We start from the raw sequence: 23,067 nt of genomic DNA, 5'->3' as shown, positions 1-23,067 counted from the left end.
GACCGGGCATACGTGTCGCACCGCCGGAGTGAACAGCGCCACTCACAGTCCGGGGCTATACGATCTGCAATCGTGCCCGACGCCTCCGCTGTTCTGAGCAAACCGCCCACGCCGCCGACACCCACCGCGACGCCGAGCGACTATCGCACCGCGAAGTTGATTGCGATCGTCGCCGGTGTGCTGGGAGCGCTGTTCGCCCTGGCGACGCCGTTCCTGCCCGTCGTGCAGACCACGGCGGCGGTGAACTGGCCGCAGGGCGGGACGCTGGGCAATGTCGACGCACCGCTGATGTCGCAGGTGCCGCTCGATCTTTCGGCCACCATTCCATGTAGTGCGGTGCAGCAGTTGGATCCGCGCGGCGGCATCCTGCTGGCCACCGCGCCGCCGCAGGGCAAGGGCGCGGATCTGGAGGGGCTGTTCGTCCGGGTGTCCGGCGAGACCGTCGACGTGCTCGATCGCAATGCCGTCGTGGCGTCGGCGCAGCGATCCGAGATGAGCGACTGCTCGCAGATCGTCATCACCTCCGATGACAAGCGCACCTACGCGAAATTCGACGGGCTCACCCACAGCGTGGAGAAGACCACCGCGGACGGCGGCCGCGAAATGGTCACCGCGCCGGTCGACGGGCAGCTGCTCGGCGATCTGCGCCCGCAGGTGGTCGGCGTCTACACCGATATGAAAGGCGGCGTACCGCAGGGCCTTTCGTTCCACATGAATGTGGACTCGCGGTTCTCCTCCAGCCCGACCGTGCTCAAGTGGGTCGCCATGGTCGCGGCCGCACTGCTCACGCTGCTGGCCATGGGCGCGCTCGCCGCGCTCGACGCCAGTGACGGGCGCGGGCACCGGCGCATCTTCCCGCGGCACTGGCTGAAGCCGACCTGGGCGGACGGCGGCATTATCGGCACGCTGGTGCTCTGGCATTTCGTGGGCGCCAACACCTCCGACGACGGCTACATCCTCACCATGGTGCGGGTCGCGCCGCACGCGGGCTATATGGCCAACTACTTCCGCTGGTTCGGCGTGCCGGAGGCGCCGTTCGGCTGGTACTACTACGTGATCCAGGCCTTCGCCGAAATCTCCACCGCGAGCCCCTGGGTGCGAATTCCCGCGCTGCTGTGCGGCATTCTCTGCTGGCTGGTCATCAGCCGCGAGGTGGTGCCCCGGCTCGGGCGCGGGGTCGCGACCTCCAAGGTGGCCCTGTGGACCGGCGGCCTCGTGTTCCTGGCCTTCTGGCTGCCCTACAACAACGGCCTGCGCTCGGAGCCCATCGTCGCGCTGGGCGCGCTGCTGACCTGGGTCTCCATCGAAAGGGCCATTGCCACTTCACGATTGCTGCCCGCGGCGGTCGCGGTGCTGGTCGCGGCGTTCACGCTGGCGGCGGCCCCGACCGGACTCATGTGTGTGGCGGCGCTGCTCGCCGGTATCCGCCCGCTGGTCAAGATCGTGGTGCGGCGGCGCAAACAGTTCGGTGATGTCGCACTGCTGGCGCCGATAGCCGCGGCCGGATTCCTGGTATTGGCGGTCGTTTTCGGCGATCAGACCTTCGCCGGAATCATGGAGGCCAATCGGGTGCGCCAGAACATCGGGCCCAATCTGGCCTGGTACGAGGACTACCTGCGCTACTACTACCTGTTCGTGGAAACCGTGGACGGTTCGCTGGCGCGGCGGTTCGCCTTCCTGGTCATGATCCTGTGCCTGATCACCACACTGCTGGTGCTGCTGCGGCGGCGGCAGGTGCCGGGCATCGCCTCCGGGCCGACCTGGCGACTGCTCGGCGTGGTGTTCGGAACCATCTTCTTCATGATGTTCAACCCGACCAAGTGGACACACCACTTCGGGTCCTATGCGGGCATCGCGGGTGCGCTGGCGGCGGTGACCGCGGTCGCGGTATCGGCCACGGCCTTGCGGTCGCGCAAGAACCGCTCGGTCTTCCTCGCCGGGCTCATGTTCACGCTCGCACTCGCGTTCTCCGGCATCAACGGCTACTGGTACGTGTCCAGCTATGGCGTGCCGTGGTACGACAAGCGCGTCTCGCTGCACGGGCACGAGGCCAATACGCTCATCCTGCTGCTGTTCGGGCTGGCGCTGGCGGTGGTCGGATGGCAGTCGCTGCGCGAGGGCTACGCCAAGCCCATGGAGAACGGAAAGACCCAGCGCGGCAAGCGGGTTCGCCGTTTCGCCGCCATCCCGCTGACCGTCGTCGCCGCACTCATGGTGGCGTTCGAAGTGCTGTCACTGGTCAAGGGCGCGGTCGCGCAGTACCCGGCGTACTCGCTGGCGCGGTCCAACTTCGACGCACTCTCCGGTAAGAGCTGCGGGCTCGCCAATGATGTTCTGGTGGAACCGAATCCGAACGGCGGCAATCTGCAGCCGGTCATCGATCCGGCGCATCCGCCGCTGAACGGCGATCCGCTGGCCGGCGCCGATCCGGTCGGCTTCTCCCCCAACGGTGTTCCCGACAAGATCGATGCCGACAGCGTCGAGGTGAAGCCGGGCACCGGCAATACCTCCAACCAGACCGTCGGGCCCGCCTTCGAGAAGGGCCAGAACGCCGGCACCGGCGGCGGCAAGGGCGCCGAGGGCGTCAACGGATCCACCGTGGCACTGCCGTACGGCCTGGACCCGGCCACCACACCGGTCATGGGCAGCTGGCAGGACGGCGTGCAGCAGCCCGCCACCCTCATCTCCAGCTGGTACAAACTGCCTGCGCGGTCGCCTGATTCACCGCTCATCGTCATCTCGGCGGCGGGGCGCATCATGTCCTACGACGAGACCGGCAATATGACCTACGGCCAGACCCTGCTGGTCGAGTACGGGCATCAGAACCCGGACGGCAGCGTCTCCGAACTGCCCGGCAACTACCGGCCGTTCGATATCGGCCCGGCGCCGTCCTGGCGCAATCTGCGGGTCCCGATGGACGCGCTGCCCAGCGGCACCGATGTCATCCGCATCCACGCCATCGACCCGATTCTCATCGGCGATCAGTGGCTGGCCTTCACCCCGCCGCGGGTGCCGAAGGTGCAGACGCTCAACAGCTTCCTCGGTTCCGAGCAGCCGATCCTGGAGGACTGGGCGGTCGGCCTGCAGTTCCCGTGCCAGCGGCCCTTCGACCACCGCTACGGCGTGGCCGAGGTCCCGAACTACCGCATCCTGCCGGACCGGCCGCTCGCGGTCAGCTCCACCGATACCTGGCAGGCCGAGGAGAACGGCGGACCGCTCGGCTTCACCGAAATGCTGGCCGACTCCAAGACCATCCCCACGTATCTGAAGGACAACTGGGGCCGGGACTGGGGTTCGCTGGAGAAGTACGAGCCGTACTACCCGGCCAAGGCCGCCGAGCTGGACACCGGCACCGCCAACCGGTCCGGGTTCTGGTCACCCGGCAAGCTCCGGGTGTTCTAGGCGCTGATCGAACCAGTAGCGGCCGCCGGCATCATGCCGGCGGCCGCTGCCGTTTCTTCCCGGCCGCACGGTTCCTGCCACCCGTTGTGGGTGTGACCCACGTCAACCGGGAGACTGGTGTCATGGTGAACATTCAACTCGGCGACGTGGCAACCTGGTACGACGTCCACGGTGACGGCGAATCGGTGGTGCTGCTGCACGGCGCTTTCGTCGATGCGCGAATGTTCGCACCGGCCATGCCCTCCCTGGTCGGGCGCTTCCGGGTGTACAAGACCGATCGCCGCGGGCACGGGCACACACCCGATGTCGCGGGGCCGCTGTCCTATGACGTGATGGCCGAGGACACCATCGCCTTCCTGGAGAAGGTCGTCGGCGAACCCGCGCATCTGGTCGGCCACAGCGACGGCGCGAATGTGGCGCTACTGGTCGCGCTGCGCCGCCCGGATCTGGTTCGCAAACTCGTGCTGATCAGCGGAAACTTCCACTACGACGGCATTCTGCCCGGCGTGCTGGACGGTTTCGAAGATCCCGAGACGCTGCGCTACCTGGCCATGAATTACGGCGAGGTATCCCCCGACGGGGAAGACCATTTCCCGATCGTCGCGCGCAAACTGGCCGAGATGTGGGAGACGCAGCCCGACCTCACCCCCGAGGACCTGCATTCGATTTCGACGCCCACGCTCGTCATGGCGAGCGACGACGATTCGGTCTCCCTGGAACACACCCTCGCCCTCTACCGGGCGATCCCCAACTCCCAACTCGCCATCGTCCCCGGCACCTCACACCTGCTGGTCATGGAGAAGCCGAACGAGATCTATCCCCAGATCGCCGGCTTCCTGTCCCATGATCCGGTTCCGACGCGACTACCCATCCGCCGCGCCGCTCCGGCCTAGTCCGTATTCGAATATCTCAGTGTTCGGTGTGAGAAACCCATTCGTAGACCGGCAAACTGCCCTCCGGTGTGTCCTCCCACCGCGGCGTCACCTTGAACCTTTCGTACCCCCCACCGTGCGCCACCCGCAGTTCGATCCCAGGCGGCGTAATAGGCACAATCCGCTGTTCCAGCCCGTCAGGTCCGCCTTCGAGCAATGCCTTAGGTGAGCTACTCATAGCTGAAGGCTCTCACATTCGAGCCGGACGACCGATCGATTCCGAGCAATCGGCGAGCCGTGTTTCACCCCCGGCTCGAACAGCCGAAACGGGTCTCAGAGAGGCAGCAGGTGGTGTTTGCGGGGGTTGCGGGCCACGGATTTGTCGCGCAGTAGGTGCAGTGCCTTGCGGATTTCGAGGCGGGTGGTCGCGGGGTCTATGACCGCGTCTATGTAGCCGCGCTCGGCTGCCACCCAGGGGGTGGCGACGGTGGCGTTGTAGAAGGCGATCATCTGCTGGCGCATGGCGGCGCGGTCGGCCTCGGGCGCCGCCTCCAGAGACTTTGCGCCGATGAGGCTTACGGCGCTCTCGGCGCCCATGACGGCAATGCGGGCGGTGGGCCAGGCCAGGTTCACATCCGCGCCCAGCTGTTTGGAACCCATGACGGCGTAGCCGCCGCCGTAGGACTTGCGGATCACCACCGTCACCTTCGGGACGGTGGCCTCCACGAAGGAGAAGATGAAGCGGCCGCCGCGTTTGATGACGCCGATCTTCTCCTGTTCGACCCCGGGTAGGAAGCCGGGGGTGTCGACCACGAAGACCAGGGGGATTTCGTAGGCGTCGCACAGGCGGACGAAGTGGGCGGCCTTATCGGAGGCGCGGGCGTCCAGGGCCCCGGCGTAGACCAGGGGCTGGTTCGCCACGACGCCGACACTGCGGCCGTCGACTCTGGCGAAACCGCAGATGACGTTCTTGCCCGCGGACTGGCCGAATTCGTGGAAGTCGCCGTCGTCGAAGATGCGGAGCAGGACCTCGTACATGTCGTAGCCGGCATTGTCGGCATCGGGGACGAGATCGATCAGCTCACGGTCCGAGTCGGTGATCTCCGGCTCCAGACCGGGATTCACGATCGGCGGCAATTCCGAGCAGCTGGAGGGCAGGTAGCCGAGGTAGTCGCGGACCCAGGTGAACGCCGCGACCTCGTCCTTGGCGACATGGTGGATATTGCCGTACAGCGCTTGGCTATTGGCGCCGCCCAACTCCTCGAGGCTGACATCCTCACCGGTGACCTCGCGAATCACCTTGGGACCGGTGACGAACATATAGGCCTCTTCGGTGGCCACCACCACGTCGGTATTGATGGGGGCGTACACCGCACCGCCCGCGCACTTGCCCAGGATCATCGAAATCTGCGGCACCAGACCGGAAAGCGGCTCCTGGCGACGGCCCAGTTCGGCGTACCAGGCCAGTGAGGTCACCGCCTCCTGCACCCGCGCGCCGCCGGAATCATTGATACCGACAACCGGGCAGCCGACCTTGGCCGCGAATTCCATGATGCCGGCGACCTTGCGCCCGAAGGCCTCCCCGACCGAACCGCCGTACACGGTCTGGTCATGGGAGAACACCGCGACCGGACGCCCCTCGACGAGGCCGTGGCCGGTGACCACGCCATCGCCGTAGAGGGCCGTCGAATCGCCCGGGTTCCGCACCAGCGCACCGATTTCCACGAAGGTGCCCGGATCCAGCAGCATCTTGATGCGGTCACGAGCCGAAGGGATACCCTTCTTGGCTCGCTTCGCGACCCCCGCATCTCCCGCCGGTTCCCTCGCGACTTCCAGCTTCTGTCGCAAGTCTGCGAGTTTCTCGGCGGTAGTGCTCACTGGACTCCTCCCCTTCGGCAGAAACCTACTTTCGCAGAACCTGTTTCGCAGTGGGGCTATTTCGCAAGCGTGTCGATCTCGGACAATTTCTTGCTGAGGTCGGCGCCGATCACTCCGATGCGCGGCTCGTCCACGATATCGATGTGATCACCCGGGATTCGAATGACCTCGAGATCCGAGAGGTGGTCGTCCCAGCCACCATTCGGCAGCCGCTCACCGAAACGCGGTTCCAGCTCGATGATTCCATCGTGGTAGCGATCGGCCAAGTAGAGAACCACGTGACCGTCGTAATCCTGCGGCGAGATCCGCTGCAGTTCGCCACCATCGATGTACGAGCTGCGCTGATGTTCGAGCACGCCGCCCGGAATATCGACACCGGCGAACTTCACCAGCTGCAGAACGATATCGATCTGCTCCGCATCGGTTGCGGTGGCAAGCTCCTCCAACTGCTCCTCGTCGAGTTCACCCTCGAAGCCATAGGTCTTCTTGGCGAACGCCTGGAAGCGCCGGACCCGGTTCAGCCGCTCCTCGGGGGTGTCGAGATGCGGCTCGGACGGAAGCGCCACGTCGATCAGGCCGACAACCCGCACATCCGCACCCTCGGCGCGCATGAGCTCCGCGACCTTCAGTGCGAACACACCGCCGAGCGACCAGCCGTACACCACGTACGGCCCCTCGGGATGGCGCTTGCGGATCTCCGGAATGTACTGGCGCGCACGCTCTTCGATGGAACCCTCGACGCGCTCGAAACCGTACATCGGGGTACCCGCCGGAAGCCGCTTCAGCAGCGGCTCGTACACGAGGGTGTTACCGCCCGAGGCGTGGAAGACGAAGACCGGCACCGCATTCGAACCGGCCTCCTTCGCGCGCAGCGTGCGCACGAAGCCTTCGACGTCATCGCCGTGCTCCTGGTAGGTGGCCACCAGGTCGGCAATCTGCTCGATGGTCTTGCAGGCCCGCACCTGATCGGCGTCGACCTCGGCCTTCACTCGCTCCGACAGCCGATCGACGAGCTTCTGCATGGTGGCGTCGTCGAGCTCGGGCAGCGGGTTGAAGATGCCGCCCGCGGACTTGCCGGTGGCCAGCGCCCAGGTGCCGAAGGCGAGACGCTCCGGCGCATTACGCGGCGGAACATTGTCCTTGTCGGTCTCCGCGACCGGCGGGGCGTCCTCGAAGTCCGCCTCGGTGGTCGACGAATTCCCTTCGGCAGCTTCGGCTTCCGCGACGATCTCGGTGGCTTCCGCCACCACATCGCTGTTCTCCACATCCAGGCGATCGGCCAGCGTCGGCACCGCGTTCTCGGTCACCCCGGGCAGTGCCGCCAGCGGATCGGCGCCCGCCGCCATGGCAGCGCGCGCCGCGGCGACGATATCGCCGCCGACCGAGATGTCCTCGCCCGCGGCCTGGCGCGCGGCCAGTTCCGCCAGCTGCTCACGGTTTTCGATGGCGTAGCGCAGCACCTTGCCGACCTCGAGCAGGCTGGCATCGCGCACCGCCTGGATCTGCAGCTGCGGGATATCGAATTCGTATTCGACGCGGTTCTTGATGCGCATGGCCATCAGCGAATCGAGGCCCAGCTCCATGAGCGGGATCTCCATCGGCAGATCCTCGACCGCGTAGCCCATGGACTCCGCGACGATGAGCGCCAGGCGCTGTTCGATGGTCTGGCTGCTCTCGGGATTCCAGCGGTCACCGAGCACCTCGGCCACCTCGGCGGCCGGAGCCGCGGCGACGGCCGCAACCGGCTGGGCCACCACCGATTCCGGCAGCGGTGCACCGGAGGCTACGACGGCGTCGAACAGCGCGCGGAAGGCAGTGCCCTCCTTGGCGTGCACCGATACCGACGCGCCACCCGGATGCGGGGTGAGCGTGGTGGTGAGGGTGCCGGCGGCCGGAACCGCGCCGTGCGCGACGGACGCGCCCAGCGTGACGTCCGAAAGCACCTGTGCGGCAGCGGCACTCACCAGCGCACCGAGATCGGTGACGAGATTCGCCTGCACCTCCCACACGTGGCGGCCGTCCGGCAGCGCCACATGCGAGCCCGGCACCCGGCTGCTGCCGGAGTCTGCGGACAGCGAAACCGTGGGCCAGTACTGCTTACGCAGGAACGCGGTGCGCGGCACCGGCGCGTAATCGCCGTCGGTCAGCAGCGAGGACAGGTCCACCCGGTGACCCTGCACGTACAGCTGCGCCAGCGCGGAGATGACCGCGGCGGATTCGTCTTCCTTGCGCTTGAGCGTCGGAATCAGCGCCGCATTGTGCACACCGGCCGCGAAGGTGGTGCCCATGACCTGCATGAGCGCCACCGAGTTCGGCGCGAGCTCCAGGTAGGTGGTGATACCGGTATTCACGGCCTGCGCAATGGCATTGGTGAAGTACACCGCGCCACGCATATTGGTGACCCAGTAGTCCACATCGTGCACCGCGGCGTGACCGGCGCGGAACACGCCGTCCTTGCGGACGGTCGAGTACAGATCGTGCTTGAGGACCGTCGGCTCCAAACCGGCCAGCTCGGCGGCCAATTCGCCGAGCAGCGGATCCATCTGCGAGGTGTGGCCGGCGCCGCGGGTCTGCAGCACGCGCGCGAACTTGCCCTCGGCCTCGGCGCGCGCCACGATGGCGTGCACCTGATCCGGCGGGCCGCCGATCACGGTATTGGTGGGCGCGGCGTAGATGGCGACCTCGAGGTCCGGGAAGTCCACCAGGGCTTCCTGGATGGCCTCCGTGGAGTACTCGACCAGGGCCATATTGCGGACCTGATCATCGGTGATCATGGCCTCGCCCTCGGCCATGAGCCGCGAGCGCGCGCAGATGACGCGCACCGCGTCCTCCAGGTTCAGGCCGCCCGAAATGTACGCGCCCGCAACCTCACCCTGCGAATGGCCGACCACGCCCTCCGGCTGTGCGCCGTGCGCGCGCAGAATCGCGTTCAGGCCGAGCTGGATGGTGAAGGTGCCGACCTGGCCGGTACCGATATCCCAGTCCTGCTCGTCGTCCAGGATGATCTCCCGGACCGAGTACCCGGCCTCGTCCATCACGTACTCGTCGACCTGGTCGACGGTCTTGCGGAAGATCGAATTCTCGTTGTAGAGCTGCTTGCCCATCTTCCGGTGCTGCGCACCGAAACCGGCCATCACCCACAGCGCGCCGCGCGCGGAAGGGGAATCGGCGGTGAAGACGCCGGTGCCCGGCTTGCCCTCGGCAATGGCGCGCAGACCGGCGACGGCCTCTTCATGCGTCTTGGCGATGACCACACCGCGCGAACGGCCGTGATTGCGCTTGGCCAGCGAACGCGCCACATCGGCGAGCGGAGTCGCCTGTCCCGCTTCCGATTCCAGCCAATCGGCCAGATCTTTCGCAGCGCGCTTACGACGTGACGGCAGGTAGGCCGAGACCGGGAGGATCAGCGGCAGCGGCTCCTCGCGGTTCACCCACTCCGGTTCCGGTGCAACAACTTCCGGCGCGGACTCGGTGACAATGCGCTCGGCCTCGGCCAGCACATCGGTGTCCTCGTCATCGAGATCGGCGCTCGCCTCGACCGCGGCGGGGGTGACCGGAGTCGGTACGTACTCCTGAATGACAACGTGCGCATTGGTACCGCCGAAACCGAAACCGGACACACCGATGGTGGCGATGCCGCTGTAGCGCGGGAATTCAGTCGGCTGCTCGACAACCTTCAAATGCGCCGTATCCCACGGAATGTAGGGGCTCGGACCGGCGTAGTTGATGCTCGGCGGAATAACGTTGTGCTGCAACGCCATAACAATCTTCGCGAGGCTGGCCGCACCCGCGCCCGACTCCAGGTGACCGAAGTTGGACTTGGCAGAACCCAGCAGCGCCGGCTTGTCGTCGTCACGGCCGCGACCGATGACACGTCCCAGCGCGTCTGCCTCGATCGGGTCGCCGATCGGCGTGCCGGTACCGTGCGCCTCGATGTAATCGACGCTGGACGGCGCGATTCCGGCATCCCGGTAGGCGCGGCGCAACACATCTGCCTGAGCGACCGGATTCGGCGCCAGCAGACCGTTGGAGCGACCGTCATTGTTGACGGCGGAGCCCTTGATGACGGCGTAGATCTTGTCACCGTCGCGTTCGGCGTCGGCCAGGCGCTTGAGCACCACCAGCGCGCCGCCTTCGCCGCGAACCATGCCGTCCGCGTCCGAGGAGAACGCCTTGATGTGACCGTCCTTGGCCACACCGCCATTGGCGTCGAAACCGAGGGTCGCCATCGGCGCGACCAGAGCGTTCACGCCGCCGGCCAGCGCCAGATCGGCTTCACCGCTGCGCAGTGCGCGGATCGCATCGTGCACCGCCACCAGCGAAGAAGAGCACGCGGTATCGATGGCCACCGAGGGTCCGCGGAAGTCGAAGAAGTACGAGGTGCGGTTCGCGATGATGGACGAAACGCTGCCCATGATCCCGTAGGCCTCTGCCGACAGCGGCGTCTTGTCGTCGGATTGAGTGCTGCCGACGCCGAGCGCCGCGATCAGCATGAACTCATTGCCCGAAGAGCCGATGTACACGCCGACCTGTTCACCTTTGAGCGTGTTCGCCGGAATTCTGGCGTGCTCCAAGGCTTCCCAGGTGAGCTCCATGGTGAGCCGCTGCTGCGGATCCATGCGCTCGACCTCGACCGGCGAGGTCGCGAAGAACTCGGCGTCGAAGCCCTTGATGACCTCTTGATCGAGGTAGCCGCCCTTGGTCATGGCGTTCGCGACAGCCTCGGCCGCGCGCGGGTCACTCGTGAACTCGGACCAGCGGCCCTCGGGTAGGTCGCGGATACCGTCACCGCGATTGATCAAGAATTCCCACGTGGATTCGGGCGTATCGCCCGCGCCCGGCAAACGCGTGGACAAGCCGACAATGGCGATGTCATGCGCCTCGCCCGGCGTGAATCCCGCGGTATAGAACGAATCATCGGCCGACTCGGCCGGAAGTTCGGGTTCCCCGTTGATGACTCGCTCCGACAGCGAAGCGATCGTCGGGTGCTGGAACACAATGGTCGGGTTGAGGACGACCCCCGTCAGATCCTCGATGTCACCGCCGAGCGCGAGCCCATCCCGCGAGGACAAGCCGAATTCCTCCAGCGGCCTGTCCGTGGTGATCTGCTCGAGCGGCTGTCCGGTCGCGTCGGCGACCCAGCGGCGCAGCCACTCCCGCAGCTCGCCCACGGACATGTTCGCGCCGCTGGGTGCCGGTTTCGCGGCACCGTCGGACACCGCGGGAGCATTATCGGTCATCGGGGTGGGGGACGTGCCCTCGTTCTCAGCCATCAGTTCCTCAAGTTACCTGTCTGCGTACGGTGCGCGGCAGTATTGAGATTTCGCCGTTCCGGTGGAGAGCGGCGCTTCATGCATGAATGGCGCGGACCTGTTCGGACCGCGCCACTCCACGTTAGATGCTCCGACTCACTCCTTGTCAGGAGCATCGGGGAAGGCCTGCTGCGTGTAACCACCACGCAGCGTGCCGTCCAGGTACGCCATCTTGCAGGCGGCACGGGCGATCTTGCCGCTCGAGGTGCGCGGGATCGAACCCGCGGTCACGAGCAGGATGTCCCGTGCGGTGACACCGTGCCGTGCCGAGAGCGCGCCACGCACCGCGTCCGCGATCGGACCCGGATCGGCCTTGCCGGCGCCGGGGCCGCGCTCGGCCACGATGACCAGCTGTTCGGAACCGTCGTCCGCGTCGTACTTCAGACCCGAATGGCTGTCGGACTCGAAGACTTCCGCGGGCAGCTGATTGGCCGGAACCGAGAACGCGGCGACGAAGCCGGGACGCAGCGCCTTGGAGGCCTCCTGTGCGGAGTACTCCAGATCCTGCGGGTAGTGATTGCGACCGTCCACGATCACCAGATCCTTGACGCGGCCGGTGATGTAGAGCTCGCCGTCCACGTACACGCCGTAATCGCCGGTGCGCAGCCAATTGCCGTCGGCCGGAACACCCTCGGCATGACTGCCGTCCGCGACCCGGTTGATGATCCGATTACGGAAGGTCTTCTGGGTCTCCTCGGCACGACCCCAGTAGCCGATGCCGACATTGTTGCCGTGCAACCAGATCTCGCCGACCCGGCCCTCGGGCAGTTCGGTCGCCCCCTCTGGGGCATCGACCGATTCGGGGTCCACGATGGCGCCCCACTGCGAGAGCGCCACATAGCCGCAGGAGACCTGGGCGATGGAATCCGGCGTGCCCGGCTCGACCTTCACGATGCGACCGGCATTGAGCTCGACGCGGTCGACGTAGATGACCTTCGCCTCGTCCTCGTGCCGGGTGGCGGAGACGAACAGCGTCGCCTCGGCCATGCCGTAGCAGGGCTTGATCGCGGTCTTGGGCAGACCGTACGGCGCGAACGCCTCGTTGAACTTCTTCATCGAACCGGTGGTCACCGGCTCGGAGCCGTTGATCAGGCCGATCACATTGGAGAGGTCCAGCGACTCACCGTTTTTCGGCACGGCACGCGCGGCGGCGTGCTCGAACGCGAAGTTCGGTGCGGCCGCGAAGGTTCCGGCGCCGTCGGAGACGGCCGCCAGTTCCTGGATCCAGCGCGAGGGCCGCCGCACGAACGCGGACGGCGACATGATGGTGATGTACTTACCGCCCACGGCGGGCAGGATCACCGTCAGCAGACCCATGTCGTGGTAGAGCGGCAGCCAGGTGACGCCACGCGAATTCCAGTTCAGATCCAGCGCATTCACCATCTGCAGCACATTGGTGCCGACGCCGCGGTGGGTGATCTCGACACCCGCCGGGGTGCGTGTCGAACCCGACGTGTACTGCAGATACGCGATATCGTCTACCGCAATATCGGGGCGGATCCACGACTCTCCGACACTGTCGGGAATCGCGTCCACCGCGATGATGCGAGGCCGCTGCGCCGCGGGCAGCCCGCGGAAGAACTGGCGAACACCAGCGGCCGAGGAGCTGGCCGTCAGGATCGCCGCGGGCGTGCAGTCACCGAGCACCGCGTGCAGGCGATCGGTGTGGCCCGGCTCGTCCGGATCGAACAGGGGCACCGAGATGGTGCCCGCGTAGATCGCAGCAAAGAAGGAGATGACGTAATCCAGCCCCTGCGGGGCCAGGATCGCGACACGATCACCCCGCTTGGTCACCTGCTGAAGTCGTGCAGCTACCGCGCGCAGCCGAACGCCGAATTGACTCCACGTGAGGTCCTGGTAGACCCCGTCGCTCTCGCGTGAGTAGTCGATGTACCGGTAAGCCAGATCATCGGCGTCATTCCCGTGGGTGTGCTTCTCGACGTAGTCGACGAGGGTGCGCCCCTCGGGAATCGTGATGTTCCCCGTTTCGTCGAGGTAATCGTCGAAAGTCTCGTCCATTCCTTCTTCTCCTCCGAGGCACACGCGGCATGGGCGGCGACGATGCCGCTGTTACCTGTGAGGCCCCGACTCTTCGCCCGCGGGAAGCTTCTCGCGAAGCCGACCTGCAGAATTCTGTTGCGGTCTGCGCGGTGACCGTCTATTGGCTAGATGTACTCAAACCAGGGTCATGTTACAGAGGAGCCACCCTGCCATGCTCCGGAGCGGCTAAACATATCCCAGCTCACCAGACTCGCTTCCACGGGATCACCGGTGCGAATGTGGTGCTTTGGGTGGGCAGCCCTCCCGCTGGGGGACGAGGATGTGAGTTGCCGCACCCGGGGTTCCCGGGGGTGGTCCGGGTGGATGTGCCGACCACCCGTAGCGGGTGCGGCGACTGCTGTCATGAACACCTGCTCCTGGCTGTCCGGATGGTGCTGGGACACCGAGCGAACCGGGGCCACAACCTCGCAGCACTCTACAACGAGACCCTGAAACTAGGGGCTCGGTCGGAATTCACGAGTGTGCGGGATGCGGAGCCTTCTCAATCAGGCCATTGGCCCAGCTGACCGTCCACTGAGTTGCTGTGGTGCCGCTGTCGTCCACGACAAAGCCGTTGTAGAGGCTGTGGACAGGGTTGCCGGCCGCCTTCACGAGGGTGCCGACACTGCCGAGGATATTGAGCGGGTTGAGCGCTTGCTTCGGGGAATCACAGATGAGATCACCCTGCGCGCAGATGGTGAATGTCCGATTCGCCAAGTCGCCGAAGCCGTCTCGCGGTCCGGTCATGGTGATGCCCGGCACGTTCAGGCCCCGCAACGCGACCTCCGCGCCCACGCCCGCCGGCGGCTGCCCGATCTCGATGGCCTGTCCCGGCCCCTGATCGCGACGCCCGTCGGCGATGACGGTCACGCCCAGCACCTTGTTCGCGGGCACCGGCCCCTTGCCCGCACCGATCTGGGCGGCCACATCACCGGCGATCACCGCGCCCTGCGAGAAGCCCGCGATCACATAGCTGGTGAGCGGGCAGTCGTGATAGGTGGCGGTGAGCTTCTCGTTGGCGCGCTGGGTGCCCTCGGAACGACTGTTGTTGTAGGACTGCTGACCGTCCGGCGGCAGCGCGATCGGGTTCGAGAACTGCGCCACGTACGGCACCGTGTAGACCTCGACCCGGCTGTTCGGGAATTGCGCCCGTACCGGATTGGTGATGTTCAGCATGAGCGACGCCGGATTCGCGGTCGGGTTGTACGGATCGTCGGTACTGCTCGACTCCCACGTGCCCGGGACGCCCAGCATGAGCACGTCCGGGCAATTGGCCGACTGCGAGGTCGGCTCCTTGGGCCCGGGCGGCTTGGGACCCGGCAACCGCAGCCGGCCCGCCAGCAGGTACCAGAGCAGCAGCGCCACGATGATCACGATCACGATCGCGGCGATGAGCAGCAGGCAACCCGCCGGCTTGGACCGGCGTCCGGAGCGGCGTCGCGTCGTCACTTGTTGCAGTAACTCTTCGTCGCGACGTCGACGTAGATCTTGCCCGCCTGTTCGACCGACATCTTCGACTGGTCGAAGGACGGATCGGAGCCGGCGATCGCTGTGACGTAGGTGAGGATCTGATCGTCCGTCGCGCCCTGGGACTTGCCCTGGCACACCAGGTTTCCGGCGGTGAGCGCGATATCGGAGGCGGCGGGCGTGATGCCCTGCTTCTTCAGCTCGTCCAGGAAGGTCTTGTCACGGTCGGTGAGCGGGGGCGTACCGCTCGGCGTGGTGAGGAACTGACTCGGCACCGGCGCCGGGCGCTCGGGCGTCGTGGCGTCCGAAGAGGGCTGGGGCGAGGCCTGATCGGTCGGGGTGTCCCCGCCGGCCGTCGTGGTGGGAGCCGCAGACGTCTTGCTCGTGGTCGGAGCCAGCGTGGGCGTGCTCGTCGCGGTCGAATCGTTGTTGCCACAGGCGGCAAGCAGTCCGGCGGCGGCGAGAGCAACAACGACGCCGAAAACCTTTCCACGGGTCCGATGCATTTATTCGCTTCCTTGATCTGTCTGGCGGGCACAAGGTCGCCCCCAGGCTAGCTGTATCTATTTGCCTACGCTTCGCTCCGGCGGGTTCGTGGCCCTGTTACCCGGTTCTTCCCTCCCTGCGCTCGCCGCTGCGCGGCATAGCTCCGCTCAGTCCAGAACCGGGCGGGCCACGAACTCGGAGCGAATGTCATGGGGTGAGGCGATCAGTTCGGGCGAACCTCCGGGCCCAGCGCCGGGATCAGCGGGGGCGAAATCTCCTCGGGCGGGGCGGCCGGCTGCGGGTCCGGCGCGGCGGCCGGTACGGGTGCGGGAGCTGGCACGGGTGCGGGAGCCGGGGCCGCCGCGGGTGCTGGTGCTGGTGCTGCGGCGGGTGCTGGTGCGGGGGCGGGGGCGCCCGGCAGTGCTATCGGGCGGCCGTCCAGGGTGAAGGCCTGGGCTTTGCCGTCGTTCACGATGATCGATCCGCCCTGGAAGGTCTGCTGCACGCCGGTGGGCGTGGCGGCCTCGTCACTGATCGGGAAGCCGAGTCCGCCGTTCTCGAAACCCTGTGCGCCCCAGGCGTCCATGATCGGACCCGAGCGCACGCCCCAGGCGCCGGACAGCGGACTCCAATAGATATTGCCGCCCTCGAAGCTCACGAAGCGGCCGATATCGCGCAGCGGCTGCTCGGCGGCGGTCGGGAAGCCGAAAGGACTGTTCTCGAAACCGATTTGGGCGTACTTGCCGAGAATCAGGCCCTGCAGCTCGTGCGCGCCGGTCTTGGCGCTGAAGTAGATGGGCCCGTTCTCGAAGCTCTGCACCACGCCGTCCTTGTTCGGGGTGCGTGTTTCGGGTCCGTTCGGGTAGCCGGACGGACCGCGTTCGAAGCCGCCTTTGCTCCACTCGTCGAGGATCGCGCCGCGCACCATCTGGGCACCGGTCTGCGGTGTCCAATAGATCAGCCCGTTCTGGAACGGCTGGAAGCGCCCGCGACCGTCCGGCAGTCCCTGGTCTCCACTTGTCGGGAAGCCGATGCCGCCGGCAGCGCCATTGAGACCCGCGAACGTTCCGGCGATCGCGCCGCCGACCGCTTGCGCTCCGGTGCCGGGCGAGTACGCCACCTGACCACCCCGGAAGTCCTGCGTCACACCGCCGTTCACCGGGTACTCCGGCGTCAGGCAGTCGCTGAGCCAGGTGTTGACCTGTGCCACACCGGCGATCGCGCCGCCGAGCTTGCAGTCGCTGGGTGTGTTGTCCACGCCGAGCGCGGCCGCCGTATTCGGCCAGGACTGCCGCATTTCGAAGTCCCAGTACGGCCAGGTGTGCGTGCCCGAGGGGCGGTAGCTCACCTGCACCGGAATATTCAGCTTGCCGAGTTTGGTGACGAAGTTCTGAGAGCTCAACCGCGACAGCACTTCCAGGCCCATACCCGCGTAATTCGTGGTGAGGCCGGGGATATCGCCGGGCGGATCGGTCGCGCCCGCGGTGCCGCTGCCGCTGGAGACATAGAGGCCGATGCCCTTGAGCTTGTCGGCCAGCTCGTACGGATCGTGCGCCTTCCACTCCGGACTGGTCGGCGGCCCGAACATATCGTTCGAATCGAATCCGCCCGCGTCCTTCATGGCGAAATTGACCATCTGCGGCATGCCGAGCGTGGTCAGGGTGAGGAAGCCGGAGTAGGAGGCCGCGTGCCGGACCCAGCCGGGATTGCGCGCGGCCAGCATCATGGCGGCCGTGCCGCCCATCGAAAGTCCGGATACCGCACGCACATCGGTGGCGCGCCACTGGCTCTCGAGCAGCGGGGGCAGTTCCTTGGTGAGGAAGGTTTCCCACTTGTAGTTGTGGCCCTGATCCGGTTGCAGCCAGTCGGCGTAGAAGCTGGACTGGCCGCCGACGGGCAGCACCACGGTGACGTTCTTGTCGGCGAAGAAGCCGGCCGCGCCCGCGTCCTTCGTCCAGCCGTTCTCGTCATCGGTGGCGCGCAGACCGTCGAGCATGTACATGGTCGGGAATTTCGCGTCCGGGCGCGAGCGCCAGTCCCGGGCCAGCAGCAGCTGCACTTCGATCGGGGATCCGGAGGCGGGCGAGTTCACCCACAGCGCCACCCGGCGATCACCCAGCCACACTGCCTTCTGGACCGTCGCCGCGGCGCCGGACGTATCGGGTTCGGCGGCCGCGGGCGCTATGCCCGCAAAACCGCCTACTCCCGCGAAAGTGCACGCGGCCAGCGGAAATACCGCTGCCGCAGCACATGCCGCCCAGCGACGGCGCGCCCGCTTCGTCCCACGAACCACTCCAACCACACAAGTGTTGTACCCCTGAAAGTCCAATTCCAGGGGTGCGACGCGCGGGAAACGGGGGCACTACAGCAAACGACCGGTTTCTTTTTTTGGAAATGTCACCGGCTACGCGCCGAGCGCGGCCAGGATCTCCGGACGCGCACTCGTCAGCTGGTCCTGCCAGTAGCCCCACGAGTGCGTGCCCTTGGTCGGCAGGCTGTAGTGCGCACCGATGCCGAGCTGATTCATCCGCCCCATGAACGCGATGGTGTTGACCATCGAGAGCGCCTCCAGCGCCACCGCATTGACGGTGTTGAACGCCCCCGCCTCCGGATTGTCGTGCGCACCCAGCGCGCCCCAGGACGCCGAGATGTACATGGGCAGGCCGCGCAATTGCGGTGCGAAGACGAAGGGATCCATGCGCAGCCACTGCGGGCTCCACGGCCATGCCATCGAATCCACATTGAAGCGACCGGCGTCCAGCATGGCGATCCGGATCGCCTCGCGCATACCGGGCGCGGAAATGTTCAGGTAGCCGGAGAAGGACGAGGCGTGCTTGAACATATCGCGGTGATAGGCGGCGAGAGCCAGCGCCGACGAACCGCCCATGGAGAGTCCGGCGATCGCGTTCTTGCTGCGGGACACCCCGAGTGGTTCGAGGAAGGCCGGCAGTTCCTGGGTCAGGAAGGTCTCCCAGCGATAGGTGAACTTCTGACCGTTGGTGCTCGAGGGCGCACGCCAATCGGTGTAGAAACTCGATTGCCCGCCGACCGGCATCACCAGCGTCACATTGTCATCGGCGAAGAGCTGCATGGCATTGGTCTCGAAGGACCAGGCATTGAAGTCGTCCCGCGCGCGCAGACCGTCGAGCAGGTACAGGGCGGCGTCACCGCCGCGGGCGGCCCACTGCACCTGCACCTTGATCGGTCCCATGCTGGAGGGAACCAGGAGCTCTTCGAAGCGCGGGCGCGGCGGCGGCGCGGGTTCAGCGGCGGGCGCGGGCGCGTCCGCGGGCGCGGCAGCCGGTGCAGGTGCGGCCGCGGGCACGACGGGCGGCGGCGCCGGAGCCGCGGGCTCCGCCGAGCCGGCGGGTGCGCGATGCAGCGGCCCGGACACCGGGGCGGCCTGCGCCGCTCCCGAAATGCCGGGAAGTCCCGACATTCCAGGCAGCACAGCCACTCCCGGTAGTGCGGCCGCCGCGACGGCGGCCGCCACTAGGCGGCGCCAGCCGGGCACCCGGACGCCCCGCGCGGCGGGTACCCGGTGTGCCGAAACAGTTTTCCGAACCGAACGCGGGCATGACGCACCCTGGACTGCCATCAGAATGTGCTCCTGAACCACACAAGGGGGGAACGACACCAAACGTGACCGGCGTCACGGACAGGAGCACTTTAGCGGTGCGGGGAGGGTAACTGGCTGGTATCTCAGTCAGCTGGCGTGTATTTCGGCTTTCCCGTCGTGAAAGACGATCGATCCGTGTTGGAAGTTCTGTTGCACTCCGCCCGGAATGGGAGTTTCGTCGCTAATCGGAAATCCGAGCGCCCCAGTCGGTCCCGCCGCTCCCTCATAGGCGCCACCGATCATTCCGCCCACCGCATGCGCCCCGCCGGCCTGCGACCACAGCACCCGGCCGCCGCGGAAATCCTGGGCGGCGCCGCCGGTCAGCGGAATCTCCGGGGTCAGGCAATCTCCCAGCCATGTCTTCCCCTGTGCCACAGGCAGTATCGCGCCACCGGCCGCACAGTCCGGTTTGCCGGTATCGACCCCCAGTGCGCCCGCCGCCTGCGACCAGGACTGCCGCATCTCGAAATCCCAGTACGGCCACGAATGCGTGCCGGACGGACGGTAATTCACCTGCACCGGAATGCTGAGCTTGTCCAGCTTGGCAACGAACTGCGTCGAGGAGAAACGCGAGAGACTCTCCAGCGCCATCCCGGTGAAATTGGTGCTCACTCCGGGAATTCCGGCGGGGATGTCGAACCGTCCGGTGAGGCCGCTGCCGCTCGAGACGTAGAGACTCACACCCCGGAGCTTCTCGGCTATCGCGTACGGATCGTGGGCGTCCCACTCCGCATCGGCGGCCGGGCCCCACATGGCATCGGAGTCGTAGCCGCCCGCATCGTGCATGGCGTACTTGATCGCCTGCGGCATACCGAGAGTCGTGGTGGCGAGCAGCCCGGAGTAGGACGCCGCATAGCGGACGAACCCCGGATTACGCGCCGCGAGCGTCATGGCCGCGCTGCCGCCCATGGACAATCCCGCCAGTCCGCGCACGTTCGTGGTGCGCCAGTCCTTGTCCAGCAGCGGCGGTAATTCCTTGGTGAGAAAGGTTTCCCACTTGTAGTTCTTGCCATTGTCCGGTCGCAACCAGTCGGTATAGAAGCCGGCCTGCCCGCCCACCGGCAAAACGACCGTGACGTCTTTATCGGCGTAGAAGGCCTGCGCCCCAGCGTCTTTGGTCCAGCCGTTCTCCTGATCGGTGGCCCGCAAGCCGTCGAGCATGAACAGTGCCGGAAATTTCATATCCGGCCGGCTGTTCCATTCCCGCGCGAGCAGCAGCTGCACCTGGATCTGCGTCCCCATGGCCGGTGAATCGATCCACAGGGCGACCCGTCTATCGGTCAGCCACACCACATTTCGAATAGCGGACTTCGCCGGCACCTGCGCCGCACCCGGATCCGCGAATGCCGTTCCACCCCCCAGCAATACGGTCGTAGCCGCCGTAAGCGCCACGAGCCCACCCCACCTGGGTCTCCGTCGTCTACCTCTTGCCACAGGTGCCACCCTAGTTCGCTTCCGCCCCATCGGCTTCCGAACCCTGACAGAGCGAAGAACCGGCCACCCCGCAGGGGTGACCGGTTCTTTTCGTCTGTCCCGCAGGCGAGGCCTACGGCATCAGGAATTCAGCGCCGCATCAGGAATTCAGCGCCGCCAGGATGCCCGGGCGTGCTTTCCACAGCTCGGCCTCCCAGTTCTTCCAGTTGTGCACACCGATCGCCGGGTAGTCGTAGGTCACGTTGTTCTTGAAGCCCAGCTGGTTCATGCGGGCCTGGAACAGGTGGGTGGTGACCATCGCAATGGCCTCGATACCCATGGCGTTCATGGTGTTGAAGGCGCCCGACGCCGCATCAGCGCCACTGGGCAGACCGCTGGCCGCCGAGATGTACATCGGCAGACCCTTCAGCTGCGGCGCGAACACCGACGGGTCCATGCGCAGCCAGGCCGGGCTCCACGGCGCGGCCATGGAGTCCACATTGAAGCGACCCGCATCGAGCATCATGACGCGCATGGCCTCACGCATACCCGGCGCATTCCAGTCCAGCGGACCGGAGAAGGAGGAGGCCTGCTTGAACTGATCGCGGTGGTAGGCGGCCATGCGCAGCGCGGCCGGGCCACTCATCGAGAGACCGACCACCGCATTGTTGGTACGCGAAACACCGTAGCCCGCAAGGAAATCGGGGAGCTCCTTGGTGAGGAACGTCTCCCACTTGTAGGTGTACTTCTGACCGTTGGTATTGCTCGCCGAGACCCAGTCCGCGTACCAGCTGGACTGACCGCCGACCGGCATCACCAGGGTGACATCGTCGTTCTCGAACTGCTGCTGGGCGTTCGTCTCGAACGACCAGGCATTCTTGTCATCGCGGGCGCGCAGGCCGTCGAGCAGATAGATGGCCTTGTCGCCACCGTTCTTCGCCCACTGCACCTGCACCTTGACCGGGCCCATACTGGACGGAACCATCAGCTCGTCGTAACCGCCGGCGGGGGTGCGATGCACCGGACCGGCAATCGGAGCGGCGATGGCGATAGTCGGAGCCGCCACTGCCGCGGCGGTCGGGATAGCCAGTGCCGCAGCGCCTGTAGCCAGAAGTCGTGCGCCCCAGCCACGGTGAGCACTACGTCCTGACCGGACTCCACCCGGCATGGCGGACCTGCCGAAACGCATGGATACTGCTCCTTCTCTACTGCATAAGTTCAGTTGTTATCACGCAGCGCGCACGGCAATGCCGTTGCAGGCGTGCATGATCAGCGTTCACCGCGAATCCCGACCTTCGAAGTGAACGATGCGCTACCACGGTCTGGTCACATGCGCTCGCTGGAGGGTATTCGACCTTCCACACGGTTGGCAAGGTGACGCTAAATTTCGACCGTAATCGTGCGGTGACCTTATCGCGAAACATCAGTGATGTCGCGGCAACAGAAGAATCCCTTACGGTCAGCCGATGTTCGCACTCAGATCCGGAAGCATCTTGTAGACCTGATCCGCCCAGTAACCCCAGCTGTGCACACCGTTCGGGGTGTAGTCGAAGACGGCATTGCCGGGACCGAGCGAGTCCATACGCGCTTGGAAGGCACGGGTATTCGCGAGCGCGATGGTCTCCAGCCCGGCCGCATTCGTCAGGTTGAAGGCATCCAGTGCGGAGTTCACCGCATCCCGCGGGCCGGGCTGGCCGTTACCCGAGGAGATCCACAGCCGGGTGCCATTGGCCCGCAGCAGTGGTGCGAACACGAAAGGATCGTTGCGGAGCCACAATTCGCTCCACGGTGGTCCCCACATGGAGTCGATGTTGAAGCCGCCGGCATCGAGCAGCGCCATCCGCAGCGCTTCGCGCATACCGGGCGCGGAGATATTCAGATAACCGGAATATGATGCGGCATAACGGAACTGGTCCGGGTGATACGCTGCGAGCACCAGGGCCGCGCTGCCGCCCATGGACAATCCGAACACACCGTTCCCGTTCGGATTGAAGCCCAGCCGCCCGGCCAGCGCATTTCGCAGATCCCGGGTCAGAAAGGTTTCCCAGGCATACGGCGCGGGCTGCCCATTGGTATTGCTGGGCGCCACCCAGTCGGAGTAGAAACTGGACTGGCCGCCGATCGGCATGACCACATTGATGTTCCAGGCGGTGAGCGCCCGCTCGACATCGGTGTCGATCTCCCAGCCGGACAGGTCATTACGCGCCCGCAATCCGTCCAGGGCGTACACCACCCGCTGGGTATTGCCGTCCTGTGCGCGGAAGATGCGCGACTTGATCGGGCCCATACTCGAATCGACCCAGAAGTCCGATCCGGCCGGATCGAATCCGGCTGCCGCCGGGGCCGCTCCGCCGCCTACCGCCACCGCCCATGGCAACACCATGGCGAATGCCAGACCGGCTCCGGCCCTGCGGAGTGCACCCATCGAGAAACGCATCTATGTCGCCTTTCCGAGTGTGGTCACCGTTGACCACCACTGAAATGCAGAAGCTGTCGCCGCTCTCGCTTCTCTATAGGCTCTTATTCGGAGCCGGTCGCTCGGAAAACACCTCGGACACCGAATTGTGATACGCCCGAT

Annotated in this window: 12 protein-coding genes and 1 pseudogene; 2 read left to right on the top strand and 11 right to left on the bottom strand. The window is 66.1% G+C overall.

Annotation, left to right across the window (positions count from 1 at the left end; all coding sequences use genetic code 11):
* The first annotated feature begins 72 nt into the window (after nt 1-72).
* Both OG326_RS03090 and OG326_RS03085 read left to right on the top strand, forming a co-directional pair.
* Nucleotides 73-3,402: an arabinosyltransferase domain-containing protein gene (locus tag OG326_RS03090; RefSeq protein WP_442790908.1), complete on the top strand. Its 3,330-nt coding sequence runs from the start codon at nt 73-75 to the stop codon at nt 3,400-3,402.
* A 122-nt stretch (nt 3,403-3,524) separates the two neighbouring features.
* Nucleotides 3,525-4,295, top strand: coding sequence for an alpha/beta fold hydrolase (locus tag OG326_RS03085; RefSeq protein WP_327143117.1), 771 nt, complete (start codon nt 3,525-3,527; stop codon nt 4,293-4,295).
* Between the two features lie 16 nt (nt 4,296-4,311).
* Here the strand turns inward: OG326_RS03085 and OG326_RS03080 are convergent, their stop codons facing one another.
* From OG326_RS03080 to OG326_RS03030, 11 genes and pseudogenes are all read right to left on the bottom strand, one after another.
* Nucleotides 4,312-4,512, bottom strand: a complete 201-nt coding sequence (locus tag OG326_RS03080; protein ID WP_297619507.1) for a DUF5988 family protein — start codon at nt 4,510-4,512, stop codon at nt 4,312-4,314.
* 95 nt (nt 4,513-4,607) lie between these two features.
* The gene (locus OG326_RS03075) at nt 4,608-6,152 is read right to left on the bottom strand and encodes an acyl-CoA carboxylase subunit beta (RefSeq protein ID WP_327143116.1); all 1,545 of its coding nucleotides are present in this window, start codon (nt 6,150-6,152) and stop codon (nt 4,608-4,610) included.
* A gap of 56 nt (nt 6,153-6,208) precedes the next feature.
* On the bottom strand, nt 6,209-11,425 hold the full coding sequence (gene pks13 / locus OG326_RS03070; RefSeq protein WP_442790907.1) for a polyketide synthase Pks13: 5,217 nt from the start codon (nt 11,423-11,425) through the stop codon (nt 6,209-6,211).
* A gap of 135 nt (nt 11,426-11,560) precedes the next feature.
* Nucleotides 11,561-13,483: a long-chain-fatty-acid--AMP ligase FadD32 gene (fadD32, locus tag OG326_RS03065; RefSeq protein WP_327143115.1), complete on the bottom strand. Its 1,923-nt coding sequence runs from the start codon at nt 13,481-13,483 to the stop codon at nt 11,561-11,563.
* 495 nt (nt 13,484-13,978) lie between these two features.
* The gene (locus OG326_RS03060; protein ID WP_327143114.1) at nt 13,979-14,953 is read right to left on the bottom strand and encodes a cutinase family protein; all 975 of its coding nucleotides are present in this window, start codon (nt 14,951-14,953) and stop codon (nt 13,979-13,981) included.
* Nucleotides 14,950-15,477, bottom strand: a complete 528-nt coding sequence (locus tag OG326_RS03055) for a DUF732 domain-containing protein (protein ID WP_327143113.1) — start codon at nt 15,475-15,477, stop codon at nt 14,950-14,952. The genes OG326_RS03060 and OG326_RS03055 overlap by 4 nt, the downstream gene beginning before the upstream one ends.
* A gap of 203 nt (nt 15,478-15,680) precedes the next feature.
* Nucleotides 15,681-17,759, bottom strand: coding sequence for an alpha/beta hydrolase-fold protein (locus tag OG326_RS03050; RefSeq protein WP_327143112.1), 2,079 nt, complete (start codon nt 17,757-17,759; stop codon nt 15,681-15,683).
* A gap of 102 nt (nt 17,760-17,861) precedes the next feature.
* Nucleotides 17,862-18,896, bottom strand: a complete 1,035-nt coding sequence (locus OG326_RS03045; protein ID WP_327143111.1) for an alpha/beta hydrolase — start codon at nt 18,894-18,896, stop codon at nt 17,862-17,864.
* A 306-nt stretch (nt 18,897-19,202) separates the two neighbouring features.
* Nucleotides 19,203-20,540: pseudogene (locus tag OG326_RS03040) on the bottom strand (alpha/beta hydrolase-fold protein); the annotation flags it as partial.
* A 109-nt stretch (nt 20,541-20,649) separates the two neighbouring features.
* Nucleotides 20,650-21,657 (bottom strand): alpha/beta hydrolase, encoded by a 1,008-nt coding sequence (locus OG326_RS03035; RefSeq protein ID WP_327146343.1) that lies wholly within the window; start codon nt 21,655-21,657, stop codon nt 20,650-20,652.
* A 291-nt stretch (nt 21,658-21,948) separates the two neighbouring features.
* Nucleotides 21,949-22,926, bottom strand: coding sequence for an alpha/beta hydrolase (locus OG326_RS03030; RefSeq protein WP_327143110.1), 978 nt, complete (start codon nt 22,924-22,926; stop codon nt 21,949-21,951).
* Nucleotides 22,927-23,067 lie beyond the last annotated feature (141 nt).

The sequence above is a fragment of the Nocardia sp. NBC_01327 genome, from assembly GCF_035958815.1.
Taxonomy (GTDB): Bacteria; Actinomycetota; Actinomycetes; order Mycobacteriales; family Mycobacteriaceae; genus Nocardia.
This window is presented reverse-complemented; position numbering and strand designations above follow the sequence as displayed.

Coding starts and splice junctions, on each gene's coding strand:
- OG326_RS03085 (WP_327143117.1), top strand. CDS start 3,525: ATGGTGAACATTCAACTCGGCGACGTGGCAACCTGGTACGACGTCCAC.
- OG326_RS03080 (WP_297619507.1), bottom strand. CDS start 4,512: ATGAGTAGCTCACCTAAGGCATTGCTCGAAGGCGGACCTGACGGGCTG.
- pks13 (WP_442790907.1), bottom strand. CDS start 11,425: ATGGCTGAGAACGAGGGCACGTCCCCCACCCCGATGACCGATAATGCT.
- fadD32 (WP_327143115.1), bottom strand. CDS start 13,483: ATGGACGAGACTTTCGACGATTACCTCGACGAAACGGGGAACATCACG.
- OG326_RS03055 (WP_327143113.1), bottom strand. CDS start 15,477: ATGCATCGGACCCGTGGAAAGGTTTTCGGCGTCGTTGTTGCTCTCGCC.
- OG326_RS03045 (WP_327143111.1), bottom strand. CDS start 18,896: ATGTCGGGACTTCCCGGCATTTCGGGAGCGGCGCAGGCCGCCCCGGTG.
- OG326_RS03035 (WP_327146343.1), bottom strand. CDS start 21,657: ATGCCGGGTGGAGTCCGGTCAGGACGTAGTGCTCACCGTGGCTGGGGC.
- OG326_RS03030 (WP_327143110.1), bottom strand. CDS start 22,926: ATGCGTTTCTCGATGGGTGCACTCCGCAGGGCCGGAGCCGGTCTGGCA.